Here is a 17,381-nt window from a genome sequence, read left to right on the forward strand (position 1 = left end):
AGTGACACGAATCGGTAACGGCAGCAAGAATGCGAGTGTGGCAACACGCGGAACGTTTCACGCGTGGTGCCCGTGTTCAAGGGGTGGGCCGGTCCGCATCGCGTCGGCCCGGAAAGAACGGGCCGAGGAGGGCCGGGTGACGACCTATGACGATCGAGCGAGCCTCACTGATCTGACCGCCACTGTGGAGCGTGTCCGCAGTTCGGTGGAAGGAGTGATCGAGGGCAAGCCCGAGGTCGTACGGCTTTCGCTGACCGTACTGCTCGCCGAGGGACATCTTCTGATCGAGGACGTTCCCGGCGTGGGCAAGACCATGCTGGCCAAGGCGCTGGCGCGGTCCATCGACTGTTCGGTCCGGCGTATCCAGTTCACGCCCGACCTGCTGCCGTCCGACATCACGGGCGTGTCGATCTGGGACCAGCAGCGCAAGGACTTCGAGTTCAAGCCCGGCGCGATCTTCGCCCAGATCGTGATCGGCGACGAGATCAACCGCGCGTCTCCGAAGACGCAGTCCGCGCTCCTGGAGTCCATGGAGGAGCGCCAGGTCACCATCGACGGGCAGACCTACGAGCTGCCGAGCCCCTTCATGGTGGTGGCCACGCAGAACCCGGTGGAGATGGAGGGCACCTACCCGCTGCCCGAGGCCCAGCGCGACCGCTTCATGGCCCGTGTCTCCGTCGGCTATCCCAGCGTGGAGGCCGAGCTGCAGATGCTGGACGTGCACGGCGGCGTCTCGCCGCTGGAGGACCTGCAGCCGGTGGCGCACGCGCACGACATCGTGAAGCTGATCGACGCCGTGCGCGGTGTCCATGTCGCCGAGCCGGTCCGCCGGTACGCGGTGGAGCTGGTCGCCGCCACCCGCACCCACCCCGACCTCAGACTCGGCGCCTCCCCGCGCGCGACGCTGCACCTGCTGCGCGCGGCGAAGGCGTCCGCCGCCCTGAGCGGCCGGGAGTACGCGCTGCCGGACGACGTGCAGGCCCTCGCCGTGGCCGTCCTGGCCCACCGCCTGCTGCCCACCGCACAGGCCCAGCTGAACCGCCGTACGTCCGAGCAGGTCGTCCAGGAGATCCTGCAGCGCACGCCGGTGCCCGCCGCGCCGCACCAGCAGAGCGGCTTCGGGAGCCTCGGCCGGGGCCCCGCGGCATACGGCCAGCAGCCGCCGCGGAGGCTCGGATGACCTCCGGCAGTACCGGCCAGGCGGAGGCGGACCACGGCGAGAAGGGCGGGGTCCGCACCGCACTGGCCGGTCTGACCACGCGTGGCCGCTCGTTCCTGGCCGCCGGCGTCGCGGCCGCCGTCTGCGCCTACGTCCTCGGCCAGAGCGACCTGCTGCGCGTCGGGCTGCTGCTCGCCGTGCTGCCGCTGGTCTGCGCGACCGTGCTGTACCGCACCCGCTACCGGGTCGCGGGCAGCCGCCGGCTCTCCCCCGCGCGCGTACCCGCGGGCAGCGAGGCCCGCGTCCATCTGCGGATGGACAACGTCTCCCGGCTGCCCACGGGCCTGCTGATGCTCCAGGACCGGGTGCCCTACGTGCTCGGCCCGCGCCCCCGTTTCGTGCTGGACCGGGTGGAGCCGGGGGGCCGCCGCGAGGTGTCCTACCGGGTCCGTTCCGACCTGCGCGGCCGCTATCCGCTGGGCCCGCTGCAGCTGCGCCTGAGCGACCCGTTCGGCATGTGCGAGCTGACCCGGTCCTTCTCGACGTACGACACGCTGACGGTCATCCCGCGCGTGGAGCCGCTGCCGCCGGTCCGCTTCAGCGGCGAGGCGAAGGGGTACGGCGACGGGCGGCAGCGCTCGCTCGCGCTGGCCGGCGAGGACGACGTGATCCCGCGCGGGTACCGCTACGGCGACGACCTGCGCCGCGTGCACTGGCGCTCCACCGCCCGCTACGGCGAGCTGATGGTGCGCCGCGAGGAGCAGCCGCAGCGATCGCGCTGCACGGTGCTGCTGGACACCCGGGGCCCGGCCTTCCAGGGCGCGGGCCCGGACTCGGCCTTCGAGTGGGCCGTCTCGGGGGCGGCGTCCGTGCTGGTCCACATGCTGGAGCGGGGCTTCTCCGTCCGGCTGCTCACCGACACAGGCACCTCGGTGCCCGGCGAGGGCGCCGACGGGTTCGCGGGCGCGAGCCAGGAGTCGGCGGACGCGGCCGGCCTGATGATGGACACCCTCGCGGTGATCGACCACTCCGACGGTACGGGTCTGTCGCGGGCGTACGACCTGCTGCGCGGCGGCAACGAAGGGTTGCTGGTCGCCTTCTTCGGCGACCTCGACGAGGAGCAGGCGGCGGTGGCCGCCAAGATGCGCCAGCGCAGCGGGGGCGCGGTGGCGTTCGTGCTGGACAGCGGGGCCTGGGCGCGGGAACCGAGTGATGTGGCCGGTCCGTTGGACAGGAGCGAGGAGCGGCTGCGGATGCTGCGGGAGGCGGGCTGGACGGCCCTGAGCGTGCCGCGGGGCGCTTCGCTGAACGAGCTGTGGCGCCAGGCGGACCGGGCTCGTACGGACGCCGCCGCGACCAGCGGCGCACGGGGTGAGGGGGGACCCGCATGAGCGGGCGGACACGGATGGCACTGAGCGCCGCGGCGGCCACTCTGATGGCGTCGTGCGCCCTGCTGCCGCTGGTCTCCCCGGTCAGCTGGCTCATCCAGGCGATCTTCCTGCTGTCGATCCAGACCGGTGTCGGCATGGCGACCCGACGGGTGCCGCTGGCCCGGCCGGTGACGGTGGCGGCGCAGGCTCTCGTCGCGCTGATGCTGCTGACGCTGACCTTCGCCAACAAGCAGGCGATCCTCGGAGTGATCCCCGGGCCGGAGGCCTTCAGCCACTTCGCCGAGCTGTTGCGGGCCGGCGCGGACGACGTCAGCCGGTACTCGATCCCGGCTCCGCTGTCCGACGGCATCCGGCTGATGCTCATCGGCGGTGTCCTGATCATCGGCCTCGCGGTCGACACCCTCGCGGTGACCTTCCGCAGCGCGGCACCGGCCGGGCTGCCGCTGCTGGCGCTGTACTCCGTGGCCGCGGGGCTGGCCGACGGCGCCGGGGACTGGCTGTGGTTCCTGGTCGCCGCCGCGGGCTATCTGATGCTGCTGCTGGCCGAGGGACGCGACCGGCTCTCGCAGTGGGGCCGGGTCTTCGGCGGGGCACCCCGGACGCCGGGCGGGGATCCGAGCGACGCGGTGGCGCCGGTCCGCACCGGACGGCGCATCGGCGTGGTCGCGCTGGGCATCGCCCTGGTGGTGCCGCTCGCCCTGCCCGCCATGAACGGCGGCCTGCTGGACGCGGCCGGGACGGGCGTGGGCTCGGGCAGCGGGAGCGGGGGGACGATCTCGGCGGTGAACCCGCTGGTGTCGCTGCGCGACAGCCTGAACGTGGACGAGGACCGCGAGGTCCTGTCCCTGAAGACCAACACGGACGACCTCTCCGACCTGTACCTGCGGATCGTCTCCCTGGACGACTTCGACGGCACCACCTGGCAGCCGAGGAAGCGCAGCATCCAGTCCGTGCCGGACCAGTTCCCCACGCCCATCGGCCTCGGCCCCGACGTCCGGCGCGCGCAGGTCGAGACGACGATCTCCGCCGCGGACTGGTACGCCCAGAACTGGCTGCCGATGCCCTACCCGCCGAGCGGCGTGGACATCAACGGCAAATGGCGCTACGAGCCGCTGGGCATGACCGTCGTAGGCGACCGCCGCCAGACCACGCGCGGGGTGACGTACACCGTGCGCAGCCTCGATGTGCAGCCGACGGCGGAGCAGCTCGCGAACGCCGGGGAGCCACCCGCCGCGCTGAAGCGCGAGTTCACCGACCTGCCCGACTCGCTGCCCGCGGTGGTCGCCAAGACAGCGCGCCAGGTCACCGAGGGCGCGACCAGCCACTACGAGCAGGCGGTGAAGCTGCAGGAGTACTTCGCCGTGACGGGCGGGTTCCAGTACGACACCAACGTCAAGGTCGGCACCGGCCGGCAGGCGATCGCCCGTTTCCTGAAGGACAAGCAGGGCTTCTGCGTCCACTTCTCCTTCGCCATGGCGGCGATGGCCCGCTCGCTGGACATACCGGCCAGGGTCGCGGTGGGCTTCGCGCCCGGAACCCCGCAGGGCGCGAGCTCGGTCTCGGTGGGGCTGAAGGACGCACACGCCTGGCCGGAGCTGTACTTCGAGGGCGTGGGCTGGACCCGCTTCGAGCCGACGCCGACCCGTGGCTCGGTTCCGTCGTACACGGTGTCGGACTCGCCCGGCTCCACGCTGCCGGACGTGACGCGGCCCTCGCAGTCGGCCAGCACGGGTCCCTCCGCCTCCCCGTCGACCAGCGAGAGCTGCGCCGGGCAGAAGCCGGAGCTGTGCGCGAGCGAGTCCCCGGAGGCCGCGGTGGTCCCCCGCGGCGACGGCCCGAGGTGGTACGTCGTCCTGGCATGGGTGCTGGGCGGGGCGGCGGCGCTGCTGATCCCGTTGGCGCCGTTGCTGTGGCGGCTGCGGACACGGGCCGTACGGCTGGGAGGGCACGGCCGCACCGAGGCGGACGTATCGCTGCACACGCTGGCGGTCTGGCAGGAACTGACGGACATCGCCTGGGACTTCGGCATCTCCCCGGACGACTCCCAGACCCCCCGCAAGACCGCGGCCCGCATCGTCCGCCTGGGTCGGCTCGACCCACCGGCCGCGGCCTCGGTCCATCGGGTCGCCGACGCGGTGGAGCAGGTCCTCTACGCCCCCGCTGCCCGTCCCGTGGCCGGCCTCGCGGAGGACGTCCGCCGCGTGCTCTCCGACCTCGAGTCCAAGGTCAGCCCGATGACCAACCTGCGCGCCCGGCTGGCGCCACGCTCCAGCGTGCGGGTGGTCTGGGCCCTGTCGGACTGGTGGATCGACGTGAAGCGACGCGCTGCCGCCGCTCGACCGACGTGGCGCAGGCCGTCGACGTCGGGGCAGCGGGGATGAGGAGTCACCGCCGGCGACGGGCTTGAGGGCTGCCGTCGGCGAGGGGCTTGGGGGCAAGCGCTGGGCGGGCGTGGCTCCGTAGGGCGTCAGGACGCTGGGACGCCGGATGGGCCTGCCCGGGCTCAAGGGGTGACCGTTGCCGTGCTTCAGGCGTGGCCTCCGGCCGGGGACGCCGGGTCGGAGGCACCGCGTCGGGGACTTGCCCGAGTCGGACCTCTCGGGAAGGCGGCCGCCGCCTCCGGGAGCGGGCATACATCAGGGGGTGACCACCCGTCCGGTGGTCACCCCCTGCGTACGTATGGGAGCTGCTCGTCGAGCTAATGGCCGCCCTGCTCGTCACGGCGGCGCTGCCAGCGTTCTTCGATGCGGTCCATCATGGAGCGCTTCTGCCGTTGCTGACGGCGGGCCTGGGGTCCACCGGAGGCAGGCTGTTCGCCCGGCTTGGGGGCCTTGCGCCAACCGGTCACAGCGAGTACCGCACAGCCCAGCATGACCAGGAAGCCCACCACGCTGAGCCAGACCTGCTTGGCGACCATTCCAGCCATGAGGAGCGCGATACCCACGAGGAAGCCCGCGACCGCCTGGTAGACCCGTCGCCGGGTGTACGTGCGCAGCCCGCTTCCCTCAAGCGCTGTCGCGAACTTGGGATCTTCGGCGTACAGCGCTCGCTCCATCTGCTCGAGCATTCGCTGCTCGTGCTCCGAGAGCGGCACGGAGTCCTCCTCATCGTGCAGTCGCCGGGGCGACCCGGGGGTCCCTTCAGGATAGGCAGGGAATCGCCCCCGTGAAACCCGCCCCTCTACGCCAATTGGCCAACCGGGCTCCGGCATGCACGTCCCGGCTCGCTGAGATCTTCATTCCCCAGCGGCCGACCCGTCATGCCGGAACGGTCTCCCTCGATCATACGGCGACGAGCGCCCGATCGGGGGGCCTGTGGCGTACTCCATGTGCAGCCAAGTCCCTGATCAAGGCGCACCCTGCGGTCCGCGCGCAGCGGGCGCTCAGGCCTCCGCGGTCGCCCGCGTCTCGCCGAGCACATGGAGCTGCGTGGCCACCGAGTGGAAGGCGGGCAGCTCGGCCGCCGCCTCCTCCAGCTTCAGCAGCGCCTCCAGCGCCCCGGGCTCGGTGTCCACCAGCACTCCCGGGACCAGGTCGGCGAAGACCCGCACCCCGTGCACGGCGCCGACCCGCAGGCCGGCCCCCTCGACCAGCGCGGTGAGCTGCTCGGTGGTGAACCGGCGCGGCACCGGGTCGCCCTGCCCCCAGCGGCCCTCCGGGTCCTCCAGGGCCTGCTTGGCCTCCTTGAAGTGGCCGGCGAGGGCGCGCGCCAGCACCGCGCCGCCCAGTCCGGCGGCGAGCAGGCTGAGCACGCCCTCGGAGCGCAGGGCGGCGACCGCGTTGCGCAGACCCTCGGCGGGGTCGTCGACGTACTCCAGGACGCCGTGGCACAGCACGACGTCGTACCTGCCGCGCTCGACCACGTCGAAGAGGCCGTGGGCGTCGCCCTGGACGCCCTGCACCCGGTCGGCGACGTCGGCCTCGGCGGCGCGCCGCTCCAGGGCGAAGAGCGCGTTCGGGCTGGGGTCGACGACGGTGACGTGGTGACCGAGGCGGGCGAGCGGCACGGCGAAGTTGCCGCTGCCGCCTCCGGTGTCGAGGACGTCCAGCGCCTGACGCCCCGTGGCCTTGACCCGGCGGTCCAGGGCGTCCTGGAGGACCTCCCAGACCACGGCGGTTCGCAGGGAGGCGCGGGGGCGGGAGGGGTCGGAGCGCAGCGACGCCGTTTGAGGGTGGTGGTGGGAGACGGGCGGGCGCATCGGGTCCGACACGGCAGTTGACTCCTCGGCACGGCACCGCCACTTGCACGGCGGGGCGAACGACTGCCTCCCCGGCGCCCGGGTCACGGGAATGGGAAGACTTCAGGCGCCCTCCACCCTAATGGGCAGCGCAGCGAGTCATCACCGACCGCGCTCCGTACGGCACGGCCGCCGACGGAACCCGACCGCGGCACCGAAGCCCGACGCTCCCAGGCTCCGGGCCCAGGCGCGCGCAGCCCGGGTCTCCGGCGCCGTAGCCCCCCGTCAGCCCGCGTCCGGCATCTCCCGCGGCCCGTGCCGCGAACCGTCGGTCCCCTCCGCGTCCGCGTCCGGTCGCGGCTGGGGCAGGACCGGCTGGAGCACCAGCATCCGCTCGACGAGGCGCAGGAACATCGCCACGTCGCGTATCAGGTCGTCGGCGTCACGGCGGCTGGCCGCGCCCTGGATGCCGGCCTCGGCCCGGGCACGGCGCCGGGCTCCGGAGGCGAACAGCGCGCTCCACTCGGTGAGTTCGGGCGCTATCTCGGGGAGCACTTCCCAGGCGCTCCTGATGCGGGCCCGGCGCTTGGGCGTGATCTCCGGGCGTCCTCGCGCGGCGAGCACGGCGGCCGCGGTGCGCAGGGCGGCAAGGTGGGCGGCGGCATAGCGCTCGTTCGGCGTTTCCAGAACGGCGGCCTCGTCCAGTCCGGTACGGGCCTGGGCGAGCAGGTCGAGGGCGGCGGGCGGGGCCGTGGCCCGGCGGAGCACGGGGTGAACATCGCTCGCCGGACCGGTCAGTGAGGGGGCAGGGCCGGTGGCGCGGCGCCGGCGGGCGGCTGCTGCGTGATAGCTGGCCATGACGAACCTCCTGTCGTCTGTGTGACGGCATGCCCGATACGGGATGCCGTATGTGCCCATCGTGAGGTATGGCACTGACAATCCGTTCTGACCTGCGCTTTTGCCTCGATCGAGAGTTCGGGCTAACTTTTGCACTGACCAGTCAGTTCAAAATGAGGGGGCAGGGATGGGGGGAACCGTGACCGGAGTCGGCGTCACGGCCCAGGGTCTCGGCCTCGAAGGACCCCGCGGGTGGGCGTTCCGCGGGGTCTCCTTCGAGGCCGGGCCCGGCTCGCTGATCACGATCGAAGGGCCGTCCGGCAGCGGCCGCACCTGCCTGCTGCTCGCGCTCACCGGACGGATGAAGGCCACCGAGGGAACCGCCGACGTGGACGGGGCCGTGCTGCCCAAGCGCATGGCGGCGGTACGGCGCGTCAGCGCCCTGGCCCACGTTCCGGGTGTGACCGACCTGGAGCCGGCGCTGACCGTCGCCGAGCACCTGCACGAACGGGCGCTGCTGCAGCGACGGTTCGGCGACTCGTTGCGCGGGCTGCTGCGGCCGCGGGCCGAGCGGAAGGGCGAGCAGCGGCAGCGGATCGACACCGCGCTCGCGGCCGCGGGGCTCGACCTGGAGGACCTGCCCAAGGGCGCCCGTACGGCCGTACGCGATCTGGAGCGTCCGCAGGCCCTGCGGCTGTCCGTCGCGCTGGCCCTCATCGGTCGGCCGCGCCTGCTCGGCGTCGACGACACCGACCTCAAGCTCTCGGACACCGAACGGACCGAGGCCTGGGCGCTGTTGAAGTCGATCGCCGAGGCCGGGACGACGGTCGTGGCGGTGTGCAGCGAGGCTCCCGACGGCACGGTCAAGGTGTCCACACAGGCAAGTGACGGAAAGGAGGCCGCCGATGCGATCGCCGAGGCTGGCCGCGCTTGAGCTCCGGCGATTCGGCCGGGGGAAGCTGCCGCGTGCCGCCCTGGTCGCGCTGCTGGTGCTGCCCCTGCTGTACGGCGCCCTGTACCTGTGGTCGTTCTGGGATCCGTACGGCCGTCTCGACCGTATCCCCGTGGCCCTGGTGAACGACGACAAGGGAGCGGCCGTCGAGGGGAAGAAGCTCACGGCCGGGTCCGACATCACCCAAGGGCTGCGCGAGAGCGACGTCTTCGACTGGCACGAGGTGAGTGCCGCCGACGCCGAGAAGGGTGTCGAGAACGGCACCTACTACCTGTCGCTGACCATGCCGGCCGACTTCAGTGAGCGGATCGCGTCCAGCTCGGGCGACTCGCCGGAGACGGGCGCTCTGCAGGTGCGTACGAACGACGCGAACAACTACATCGTCGGACAGATCTCGCGGACCGTCTTCAGCGAGGTGCGCGAGGCGGCGTCCACCAAGGCGTCGCGGTCGTTCCTGGACCGGATCTTCGTGTCGTTCTCCGACATCCACGGCGCGACCGTGAAGGCCGCGGACGGCGCCGACCAGCTCGAGGGCGGCATCGGGAAGGCGGAGAAGGGCTCCAAGGACCTCGCGGACGGGCTGAAGGACGCCAAGGAAGGCAGCGGCGAGCTGGCCACGGGGCTGGGGAAGCTCAACCAGGCGGCCGGCGACCTGGCGGACGGCACCGGGCGGGTCGCGGAGGGCACGCAGACGCTGGCCGACAGGGTCAACGGCATCGACCGGAAGGTCGGCCCGTTCCTGGCGGACAACGAGACGACCATCGGACACACCGCCCAGTTGGTCGCGGACGCGTCGGGTGCGATCCGGAACAACCTCGGCGACCTCGCCCGGCGGGCTCCGGGCGCCGCCAGGGGCGCCCATGCGGCTTCCGACGCCCTGGACGTCGTCCACCGGGCGCGCTGCGAGGACCCCGTACTGCCCGACCCGGCCTGTTCCGACCTGAAGAAGGCGAAGCAGTCGGCCGCGGACGTGGCGTTGATCGCCGACGACCTCAACACGCTGATCGCCGACCAGAACGGCGATCTGAAGAAGCTCGACAAACACCTCGCCACCCTCCAGCAGCAGTCCCAGGCGCTCGCCGACCGCGCGCCGAGCCTCTCCGAGGACCTCGACGACGCCGTCAGCAGGATCAACCAGCTGAACGACGGGGCCGCCAAGGTCGCCGCGGGCGCCAAGGCGCTGCACTCGGGGATCGGCACGGCCAGGACCGGCGCGGTGGAGCTGGACTCCGGCGTGAGCGCGCTCAAGACCGGCGCGTACGACCTCAACGGCGGCATCTACAAGCTCGTCGACGGCTCAGGGAAGCTCTCCGACGGACTGCACGACGGCGCGAAGCAAATCCCCGACTACGACAAGACGGCCCGCGACCAGCGCACCGAGGTCATGGCCGACCCGGTCCAGCTCGTCTCCCGGGACCTGCACAAGGCGCCCAACTACGGCACCGGATTCGCGCCGTACTTCATCCCGCTGTCCCTGTGGGTCGGGGCGATGGTGGCGTACATGCTGATCTCGCCGATGAATCGGCGCGCGCTCGCCGCGGGTGCCTCCGCGTGGCGGATCGCGCTGGCCGGCTGGCTGCCCGTGGTGGCGATCGGGGTGCTGCAGACGGTGGCCCTGATGTCGGTGCTGCACTGGGCCGTCGGGCTGGAGATGGCGCGGGCCGCCGGGACGGTGGGCTTCCTGTTCCTCGTGACGGCGTGCTTCGCGGCGATCGTGCAGTGGCTGAACGCGCGCTTCGGGGCGGCGGGCCGGATCCTCGTCCTGGCCCTGCTGATGCTGCAGTTGACGTCCGCGGGCGGCACCTACCCCGTGCAGACGAGCCCGGGCTTCTTCAACGCGCTGCACCCCTTCCTGCCGATGAGCTACGTCGTGGAGGCGCTCAGGAGGCTCATCACGGGTGGCGGTCTGGTACCGGTGTGGCACGCGTGCGTGGTGCTCGTGGCCTTCACGGCGGGCGCTGTCGCGCTGACCGCGCTGTCGGCCCGTCGCCGGCAGGTCTGGACGCTCGACCGGCTGCACCCGGAGCTGAGCCTGTGACCGCACGCGGGACAATCAGTCCCATGGAAAGCAGCAGCGCCCCGTCGGGCGGCAGCACGCGCCGCGAGGCCACCCGGCAGAAGCTCTACGAGGCGGCCGTCACGCTCATCGCCGAACAGGGCTTCTCCGCCACCACGGTGGACGAGATCGCCGAACGGGCCGGGGTGGCGAAGGGCACGGTCTACTACAACTTCGCGAGCAAGTCCGTCCTCTTCGAGGAGCTGCTGCGGCACGGGGTCGAGCTCCTCACCGCCTCCCTTCGGGAGGCGGCCGAGCGGACCGAACGGGACGGCGGCACCAAGGTGGACGCCCTGGACGCGATGATCCGCGCGGGGCTGGTCTTCATCGACCGCTATCCCTCCTTCACCCAGCTGTACGTCGCCGAGTTGTGGCGTACCAACCGGGCCTGGCAGTCGACGCTGATGGTGGTCCGGCAGCAGGCGGTGGCGGTCGTCGAGGGGGTGCTGCGCGAGGGCGTGAAGAAGGGCGAGTTCAGCGAGGAGATCGACGTCCCGCTGACCGCCTCGGCCCTGGTCGGCATGGTCCTGGTGGCCGCGCTGGACTGGAAGTCCTTCCAGCCGGAGCGCTCCTTGGACGACGTGCACTCGGCGTTGTCCCGGCTGTTGCAGGGCCGGGTGAGCGGCGGCCGCTGACGGCGTCGCACGCATGCGAAAGCGCCGGTCCGAAAGTGGCCGCGTCCCCCGCGGGCCACTCTCGAACCGGCGCTTTCTCCTGCTCCCCCGTTTTCCCCCGTACTCCCCCGTGTCCCCCGCCGGACCCCCGTTCGGTCGTTCCCCCGGGTCCCCCGGTCTCGCTCCCGCCGACGCCTGGTCGGCGGAAGGAGCGGATCCGGGGCCGCTCCGTTCCGGCGCCCCGTGTCGCCGGTGCCGGAGCCGATCCCCTTCTCCGTGCCTCCACTCTCTCGTTCACGCAGGTCGGGCCCCATCCGCGCGCGTACTCATCTCCACCACTAGGTACGCGTACTCAGACCTGCGCACTCAGGCCCAGGACCCCCCGTTGCCGACTGGTTACGATCGCCCCCGTGTCGATACTCCCCTTGGTGTTCACCAGCGGCTGGGCCAGCGGCGTCAACGCCTACGCCGTGGTGCTGCTGCTCGGCGTCTTCGGCGCCACCGGCATGAGCGACGACGTGCCCGAGGCGCTGCAACGGCCCGATGTCCTCATAGCCGCCGGCGTGCTGTTCCTGTGCGAGGCCGTCGCCGACAAGATCCCGTACGTGGACTCGGCCTGGGACGCGGTGCACACCGTGATCCGGCCGATCGCGGGTGCCGTCGTCGCGGCGCTGCTCGCCGGGCAGAGCGGGTCGCTGCCCGAGCTGGCGGCGGGCGCGGTCGGCGGGTCCGCGGCGCTGCTGAGCCATCTGGTCAAGGCCGGGACGCGGATGGCGGTCAACACCTCGCCCGAGCCGTTCAGCAACATCGTGGTGAGCATCGCCGAGGACCTCGGGGTCGCCGCGATCATCACCTTCGCGATCTTCCATCCCGTGGCGGCGTCCGTGGTCGCGGGCGGCCTGTTGTTCGCCGGGCTGTTCCTGCTCCTCTTCCTGGCCTCGCGGATCCGTCGCTTCCTGCGGCGCAGGGACAGGCGACGCGAGGAGAAACGGCTCGCCCAGGCGGTGGGGCAGCGGCCGGGCTGAGGTCCCGCCCGAGGTCCGCGGGCCGTTGTCAGTGACGGCCGATAAAGTCCCCTGCATGGCAAGGATTGTGGTGATCGGCGCCGGGATGGGCGCGATGGCGGCCGCTGCCCGGCTGGCCGTCGCGGGCCACCGTGTGACGGTGTACGAGCGCACGGAGACGTACGGCGGAGCCGTGCGCCGCTTCGAGCGCGACGGCTTCGGCTTCGACACGGGACCGGGGCTGCTCCCCCTGCCCGCCGTGTACCGCGATCTGTTCATCAAGACCGGCAAGGAGCCGCTGGAGGCGTGCGTCGAGCTGGTCCAGGTCGACCCGTCGGCCCGGCACGTCTTCGCGGACGGCACCGCGGTGTCCCTGCCGAACGCCTCGCGCGCGGGTGTGGTGGCCGCCCTGGACGCGGCGCTGGGCGCCGGGACCGGCGACCGCTGGGGTGACTTCCTGGTCCGCGCCCGCGAGGCCTGGGACCGGACGCGCAGGCCGCTGCTGGAGGAGCCCCTGTGGCCGAACTGGCAGGTGCTGGCCGAACGCGAGCCCTATCCGGCGGTCCCCCACAAGCGGCTCCTGCGCACCCGCCGGGCGGGCACCCTCGCCGAGGTCGGCGCCTGGGAACTGCGCGATCCCCGGCTCGTCGCCCTGCTGGAGAGCCACGCGCTCGCATCCGGCCTGGACCCGCGCGTCGCCCCGGCGAGCGCGGCGGTGCTGCCGTATCTGGAGCACGCCTTCGGGACCTGGTATGTGCGGGGCGGCATACGGGAGTTGGCGCGGGCGGTGTACGAGCGGTGCGTGGCCAGGAAGGTCGAGTTCCACTTCGGTGCGGAGGTCACCGGGGTCGTGGAGAAGGACGGCCGGGCGGCGGGGGTGGAGCTGGCCGACGGGACGGTGGCCGAGGCGGACCTGGTCGTCGGCACCGGACCTTGGCGCCTGGGTGACCTGATGCATGGCCGGGAGCTCTACGCCGCCGAAGGGGTCGAACCCGATCCCGAGGGCATGGCCACGGGCCGGGTCGTCGTCTGCCTGGCGCTGCGCGGCGCACGCGAGGCGGACGCCGCGCACCGCACGGTGGCGCACACCCCGGACCGCCAGGCCGAGTTGGACGCCTTCGGCCTCGGTGAGCCGCCCGCCCACCCGACGGTCCGTATCGACCGCCCGGACGACCCGGCCCTGCGCCCCGACGACGGGCACGAGTCCGTGGTCCTCACCGCCACGGTGCCCTCGCAGTCGGTGTACGACTGGACCGCGGCCGGTGCCGCCGACGGCTTCGCCGACGCGATGGTCGGCGCCGCCGAGCGCGCGCTGCCCGGCCTGCGTGAGCGAATCCTGTGGCGCGAGGTCCGTACGCCGGTGCACACCCACGAGGAGACGGGGGCCGAGGGCGGCGGGGTGCCCGCACCCGCGCTGGCCGCGGCGGAGGGGACCTTCCTGCACCCGTCCAACAGCACCCGCGTACCGGGCCTGTTCACGGCCGGCGGCTGGTCCCACCCCGGCGGCGGACTCGCCCACGCCGGCATGTCGGGCGCCCTGGTGGCCGGGCTGATCGTGGAGGGGCCGGAGTTCCGGGGCTCGCAGTGATGTCGCGGGGACTCGCTGTGAGGCCCGCCTAGGGGCGCCGTCCCGACAGGACAGGCGTCAGAAGCGGTACTGCTCGTCGTACCCCTGGCCCTGCTGCTGGCCGTTGCCCTGGTACGGGTACTGCTGCTCCGGCGGGAGTTCGCCCCCGTACTCGTCGGTGCGCTGCTGCGGGACCCAGACGCCGCCGGGCGGGGTCGTCTCGCCGTAGGTGCCGGTGGCGTACTGGTCCTGGCCGTAGGCCTGCTGGCCGTACTGCTGCTGGCCGTAGGCGTCGTAGGAGGCGCCGTCGTAGGTCTGGGTGCCGACGTACGGGTCGGAGTAGGCGGCGTATTGCTGCTGGCCGGTCGCGTCGTAGCCGTACTGCTGCTGGTCGTAGCCGGAGTAGCCGTCGTACCCGTAGCCCTGGTCGGCCGTCGCGTACTGGTCCTGGGGCTGGCCGGTAGCCGCGTAGTTCTGGTTGGCGGCGGCGTAGGCGGTGTCGCTGTATATGCCGTACGAGCCGGTGTCCTCCGGAAGGGGCTGCGGCTCGTAGACGGAGGTCGTCTCCGCAGCCGTTGGCTGGGCGAGGCGGGAGGGCGTGAAGACGTCGTCGCGGTCGTAGTCGTCGTGACCGTAACCGACGTGGTCCTGGCCGTACTTGCCGTTGTCCGGGCCGTACGGACCGTCGCCGCTCCCGAAGCCGCCCTCGCTCGCCTCGAGGTCGGAGACCTCCAGGGTCGGATCCTGGTGCTCCGGCTCGCCTCGGCGGCGCTTGACGCTGCCCAGGGGGCCCAGGGCCGGGGCGGAGACCGCCCAGCCGGCCGAGAAGCCGCGGCGGAACGACAGCGTGACGTAGGTCTGGCCGACCGCGAACGCGGCCGCACCCAGTCCGATGACGATGACGGACGGGATCAGGACCCCGACCACGACGCCGAGGAAGCCGACGAAGGCGAGCAACCGCCAGCGCAGGCGTGCCTTGTACTGCAGCAGCACCTCGCCCAGCAGCCACAGCGCGACGACGCCGAACGCGATGTAGAGGACCGTCCAGCCCATGTACGCCCCTCTCCCATTGGCCGCCTACGCAGTGTGACGTATGTCAGGACGGCCGGTCTAGGCCTGCGGTGGGTGGTGCAGGCCCAGGTTCTCGTAGATTTCCAGAGTCGCCGTGGAGTTGTTGAGCGTGATGAAGTGCAGTCCGGGCACTCCCTCGGCCAGCAGCCGTGCGCAGAACTCCGTGGCGAACTCGATCCCGATCGAGCGTACAGCCGCCGGATCGTCCTTTGCTGTGAGGATCCGCTCTTTCAGGGCGGCCGGGAACGAGGCGTTGGTGAGGGACGGGATCCGTTCCAGCGTCTTCACGCTGGCAATCGGCATGATCTCCGGAATGATCGGGGTGTCGCAGCCGGCGGCCGAAACACGGTCGCGCAGTCGTAGGTAGTCCTCCGGTTCGAAGAACATCTGCGTGATCGCGTAGTCCGCGCCGGCCCGGCACTTGTCGACGAAGTGACGGACGTCGGTCTCCCAGTCGGCGGAGCGCGGGTGCATCGCGGGGAAGGCCGCGACGCCCACGCAGAAGTCCCCGGACGCCTTGATCAGCTCGACGAGTTCCGCGGCGTAGGCGAGGCCCTGCGGGTGCGGCACCCAGTCGCCCAGCGGGTCACCGGGCGGGTCGCCGCGCAGCGCCAGCATGTTGCGGATCCCGGCGTCGGCGTACTGGCCGATGATGTTGCGCAGGTCGGCCACCGAGTGATCGACCGCGGTGAGGTGGGCGATCGGGGTGAGCGTGGTGTCCGACGCGATCGCCTCGGTCGCCTTGACCGTGCCCGCACGAGTGGAACCGCCCGCGCCGTAGGTCACGGAGACGAAGTCGGGCCCGACGGCCTCGACCCGGCGCAGCGCGTTCCACAGGTTCCGCTCGCCCTTCGGTGTCTTGGGGGCGTAGAACTCGAAGGAATACGTCGTCTTGCCGGTCGCGAGCATCTCGCGCACGGTACGAGCGTGGTCCGACCTGATGGATGCGGTGCCGAGGGCCATACTCGCAGGTTAGCCAGGGGCCCCCGGTCCCCCAACCGTGCGCCGGACATTTGCCCGAATTGTCGGGGTGTTGTCCACGCTTTGGACACCAGAGGCCAGAAATGGGCCCTGAGGCGGGCCGGGGCGGGCCCCGAGCAATGGATCCCGGCTGGGCTGACCACTGGCTGAGACACAGTGGGACGGTAACTGAGACGGGGCCGTCGCGGCGCAGGGCCGTCCTAGAGCTGCCGCAACCGCTTCGCGAACTCCGCCGCCGCCGCTTCGGGGTCGTCCGCCTCCGTGATCGCCCGTACGACGACGACCCGGCGGGCGCCCGCCTCCAGCACCTGGTCGAGGTTGGCGAGGTCGATGCCGCCGATGGCGAACCAGGGGCGGTCGGTGCCGAGGGAGGCGGTGTGGCGGACCAGGTCGAGGCCGGGGGCGTGGCGACCGGGCTTGGTGGGAGTGGGCCAGCAGGGGCCCGTGCAGAAGTAGTCCACGCCCTCCTGGGCGGCGGCCGCGTCGGCCTCGGACCCGGCGTGTGTGGAGCGGCCGATGAGGATGTCGTCCCCGAGGATCGCGCGGGCGGCGGGGACCGGGAGGTCGCCCTGGCCGAGGTGCAGGACGTCCGCGCCGGCGGCGTGGGCCACGTCGGCGCGGTCGTTGACCGCGAAGAGCTTGCCGTGCCGGGCGCAGGCCTCGGCGAAGACCTCCAGGTGCTCCAGTTCCTCGCCCGCCTCCATGCCCTTGTCGCGCAGCTGCACGATGTCCACACCGCCGGCCAGGACGGCGTCCAGGAACTCCGCGAGGTCGCCCTGCCGCTTACGGGCGTCGGTGCAGAGGTACAGCCGCGCGTCGGCGAGCTGGGTGCGGGCGGTGGCTGCGGTGGCGGTGTCGGACATGCGGTTCCCCCTGGGATCGGGTTGCCGGGCGGGTGGCGTGGGGCCCGTGGCGTCGGGCTCGCGGCGTCGGGCAGGTGCCGGACGGAGGCACGGTAGCCGGAGCCGGGCGACCGGCCGGGGGCCCGGCACCGGGTGAGGGCGCCGTCATATCGATATGTCGATGGCGTATGGGCCGGGCGCGTCCCCGAGCCTCGGTCCTTCCGGGGTCTCGGCCCGGCCTCGCGGCCGCAGTCGACCGCGACCGTGGCCCGCGGGAACGGGCCCGGCCCATACGCCGCACGGTGTTCGGATCCGGGTGTGCGGATCCGGCTGCTCAGATCCAGGTGCTCAGACGGCGAGCGCCTGGGCGCGGCGCTTCACCTCCGTGCCGCGATTCTCGCTGAGCGCCTGCGCGGGGGTGCCGGGCAGGCTCTCGTCGGGCGTGAAGAGCCACTCCAGCATCTCTTCGTCGGTGAAGCCGTCGTCCCGCAGGAGCGTCAGGGTGCCGGTCAGGCCCTTGACGACCTTGTCCCCGTCGATGAAGGCGGCAGGGACGTGCAGCGCGCGGTTCTCACCACGGCGTACGGCGATGAGCTGGCCCTCCTTGACCAGCTGCCGCACACGCGTCACCTCGACGTCGAGCATCTCTGCGATGTCGGGGAGGGTGAGCCAGGCGGGGACGAGAGCATCGATCTTTGCGTCAATCTCGGTCACGGAAACAAGCCTGCCA

At 72.2% G+C, this 17,381-nt stretch carries 15 protein-coding genes; 8 read left to right on the forward strand and 7 right to left on the reverse strand.

Annotated features, from left to right (window positions below):
• Window positions 1-136: 136 nt before the first annotated feature.
• The 3 genes from EJ357_RS12280 to EJ357_RS12290 are packed head-to-tail and all read left to right on the forward strand — an operon-like array spanning window position 137 to window position 4,931.
• Window positions 137-1,180: an AAA family ATPase gene (locus EJ357_RS12280; protein ID WP_126391502.1), complete on the forward strand. Its 1,044-nt coding sequence runs from the start codon at window positions 137-139 to the stop codon at window positions 1,178-1,180.
• On the forward strand, window positions 1,177-2,550 hold the full coding sequence (locus tag EJ357_RS12285; protein ID WP_126391504.1) for a DUF58 domain-containing protein: 1,374 nt from the start codon (window positions 1,177-1,179) through the stop codon (window positions 2,548-2,550). Before EJ357_RS12280 ends, EJ357_RS12285 begins: the two co-directional genes overlap by 4 nt.
• Window positions 2,547-4,931 (forward strand): transglutaminase TgpA family protein, encoded by a 2,385-nt coding sequence (locus EJ357_RS12290; RefSeq protein WP_126391506.1) that lies wholly within the window; start codon window positions 2,547-2,549, stop codon window positions 4,929-4,931. The genes EJ357_RS12285 and EJ357_RS12290 overlap by 4 nt, the downstream gene beginning before the upstream one ends.
• Window positions 4,932-5,248: 317 nt before the next feature.
• Here the strand turns inward: EJ357_RS12290 and EJ357_RS12295 are convergent, their stop codons facing one another.
• The 3 genes from EJ357_RS12295 to EJ357_RS12305 form a co-directional block, all read right to left on the reverse strand.
• Window positions 5,249-5,644, reverse strand: coding sequence for a DUF3040 domain-containing protein (locus tag EJ357_RS12295; protein WP_126391508.1), 396 nt, complete (start codon window positions 5,642-5,644; stop codon window positions 5,249-5,251).
• Between the two features lie 288 nt (window positions 5,645-5,932).
• Entirely contained in the window at window positions 5,933-6,760 is an 828-nt protein-coding gene (locus tag EJ357_RS12300; protein WP_126391510.1) for a methyltransferase, read from the reverse strand.
• A gap of 252 nt (window positions 6,761-7,012) precedes the next feature.
• Window positions 7,013-7,585: an SAV_6107 family HEPN domain-containing protein gene (locus EJ357_RS12305; protein ID WP_126391512.1), complete on the reverse strand. Its 573-nt coding sequence runs from the start codon at window positions 7,583-7,585 to the stop codon at window positions 7,013-7,015.
• A 166-nt stretch (window positions 7,586-7,751) separates the two neighbouring features.
• Here EJ357_RS12305 and EJ357_RS12310 point away from each other — a divergent pair, with 166 nt between their 5' ends.
• The 5 genes from EJ357_RS12310 (at window position 7,752) to EJ357_RS12330 (ending at window position 13,778) form a co-directional block, all read left to right on the forward strand.
• Window positions 7,752-8,498: an ATP-binding cassette domain-containing protein gene (locus tag EJ357_RS12310; RefSeq protein WP_126391514.1), complete on the forward strand. Its 747-nt coding sequence runs from the start codon at window positions 7,752-7,754 to the stop codon at window positions 8,496-8,498.
• Window positions 8,470-10,554, forward strand: coding sequence for a YhgE/Pip family protein (locus EJ357_RS12315; protein WP_126391516.1), 2,085 nt, complete (start codon window positions 8,470-8,472; stop codon window positions 10,552-10,554). Before EJ357_RS12310 ends, EJ357_RS12315 begins: the two co-directional genes overlap by 29 nt.
• A 23-nt stretch (window positions 10,555-10,577) precedes the next feature.
• The gene (locus EJ357_RS12320) at window positions 10,578-11,207 is read left to right on the forward strand and encodes a TetR/AcrR family transcriptional regulator (protein ID WP_126391518.1); all 630 of its coding nucleotides are present in this window, start codon (window positions 10,578-10,580) and stop codon (window positions 11,205-11,207) included.
• 389 nt (window positions 11,208-11,596) lie between these two features.
• Window positions 11,597-12,211: a DUF4126 domain-containing protein gene (locus EJ357_RS12325; RefSeq protein ID WP_126391520.1), complete on the forward strand. Its 615-nt coding sequence runs from the start codon at window positions 11,597-11,599 to the stop codon at window positions 12,209-12,211.
• Between the two features lie 55 nt (window positions 12,212-12,266).
• Window positions 12,267-13,778 (forward strand): phytoene desaturase family protein, encoded by a 1,512-nt coding sequence (locus tag EJ357_RS12330; protein WP_126391522.1) that lies wholly within the window; start codon window positions 12,267-12,269, stop codon window positions 13,776-13,778.
• A gap of 57 nt (window positions 13,779-13,835) precedes the next feature.
• Here EJ357_RS12330 and EJ357_RS12335 read toward each other — a convergent pair whose 3' ends face one another.
• The 4 genes from EJ357_RS12335 to EJ357_RS12350 all read right to left on the reverse strand — a co-directional run bounded on the left by EJ357_RS12335 (window position 13,836) and on the right by EJ357_RS12350 (window position 17,365).
• Window positions 13,836-14,810, reverse strand: coding sequence for an SCO2102 family sporulation regulator (locus EJ357_RS12335; protein ID WP_126391524.1), 975 nt, complete (start codon window positions 14,808-14,810; stop codon window positions 13,836-13,838).
• A gap of 57 nt (window positions 14,811-14,867) precedes the next feature.
• Complete coding sequence (metF, locus tag EJ357_RS12340) at window positions 14,868-15,791, reverse strand: methylenetetrahydrofolate reductase [NAD(P)H] (RefSeq protein ID WP_126391526.1); 924 nt, start codon at window positions 15,789-15,791, stop codon at window positions 14,868-14,870.
• A 218-nt stretch (window positions 15,792-16,009) separates the two neighbouring features.
• Window positions 16,010-16,672, reverse strand: a complete 663-nt coding sequence (gene thiE / locus EJ357_RS12345; protein ID WP_126391528.1) for a thiamine phosphate synthase — start codon at window positions 16,670-16,672, stop codon at window positions 16,010-16,012.
• Window positions 16,673-16,999: 327 nt separating this feature from the next.
• Window positions 17,000-17,365, reverse strand: coding sequence for an Rv2175c family DNA-binding protein (locus EJ357_RS12350; RefSeq protein ID WP_126391530.1), 366 nt, complete (start codon window positions 17,363-17,365; stop codon window positions 17,000-17,002).
• Between the last annotated feature and the right edge of the window lie 16 nt (window positions 17,366-17,381).

This window comes from Streptomyces cyaneochromogenes (assembly GCF_003963535.1).
Classification (GTDB): Bacteria; Actinomycetota; Actinomycetes; order Streptomycetales; family Streptomycetaceae; genus Streptomyces; species Streptomyces shaanxiensis.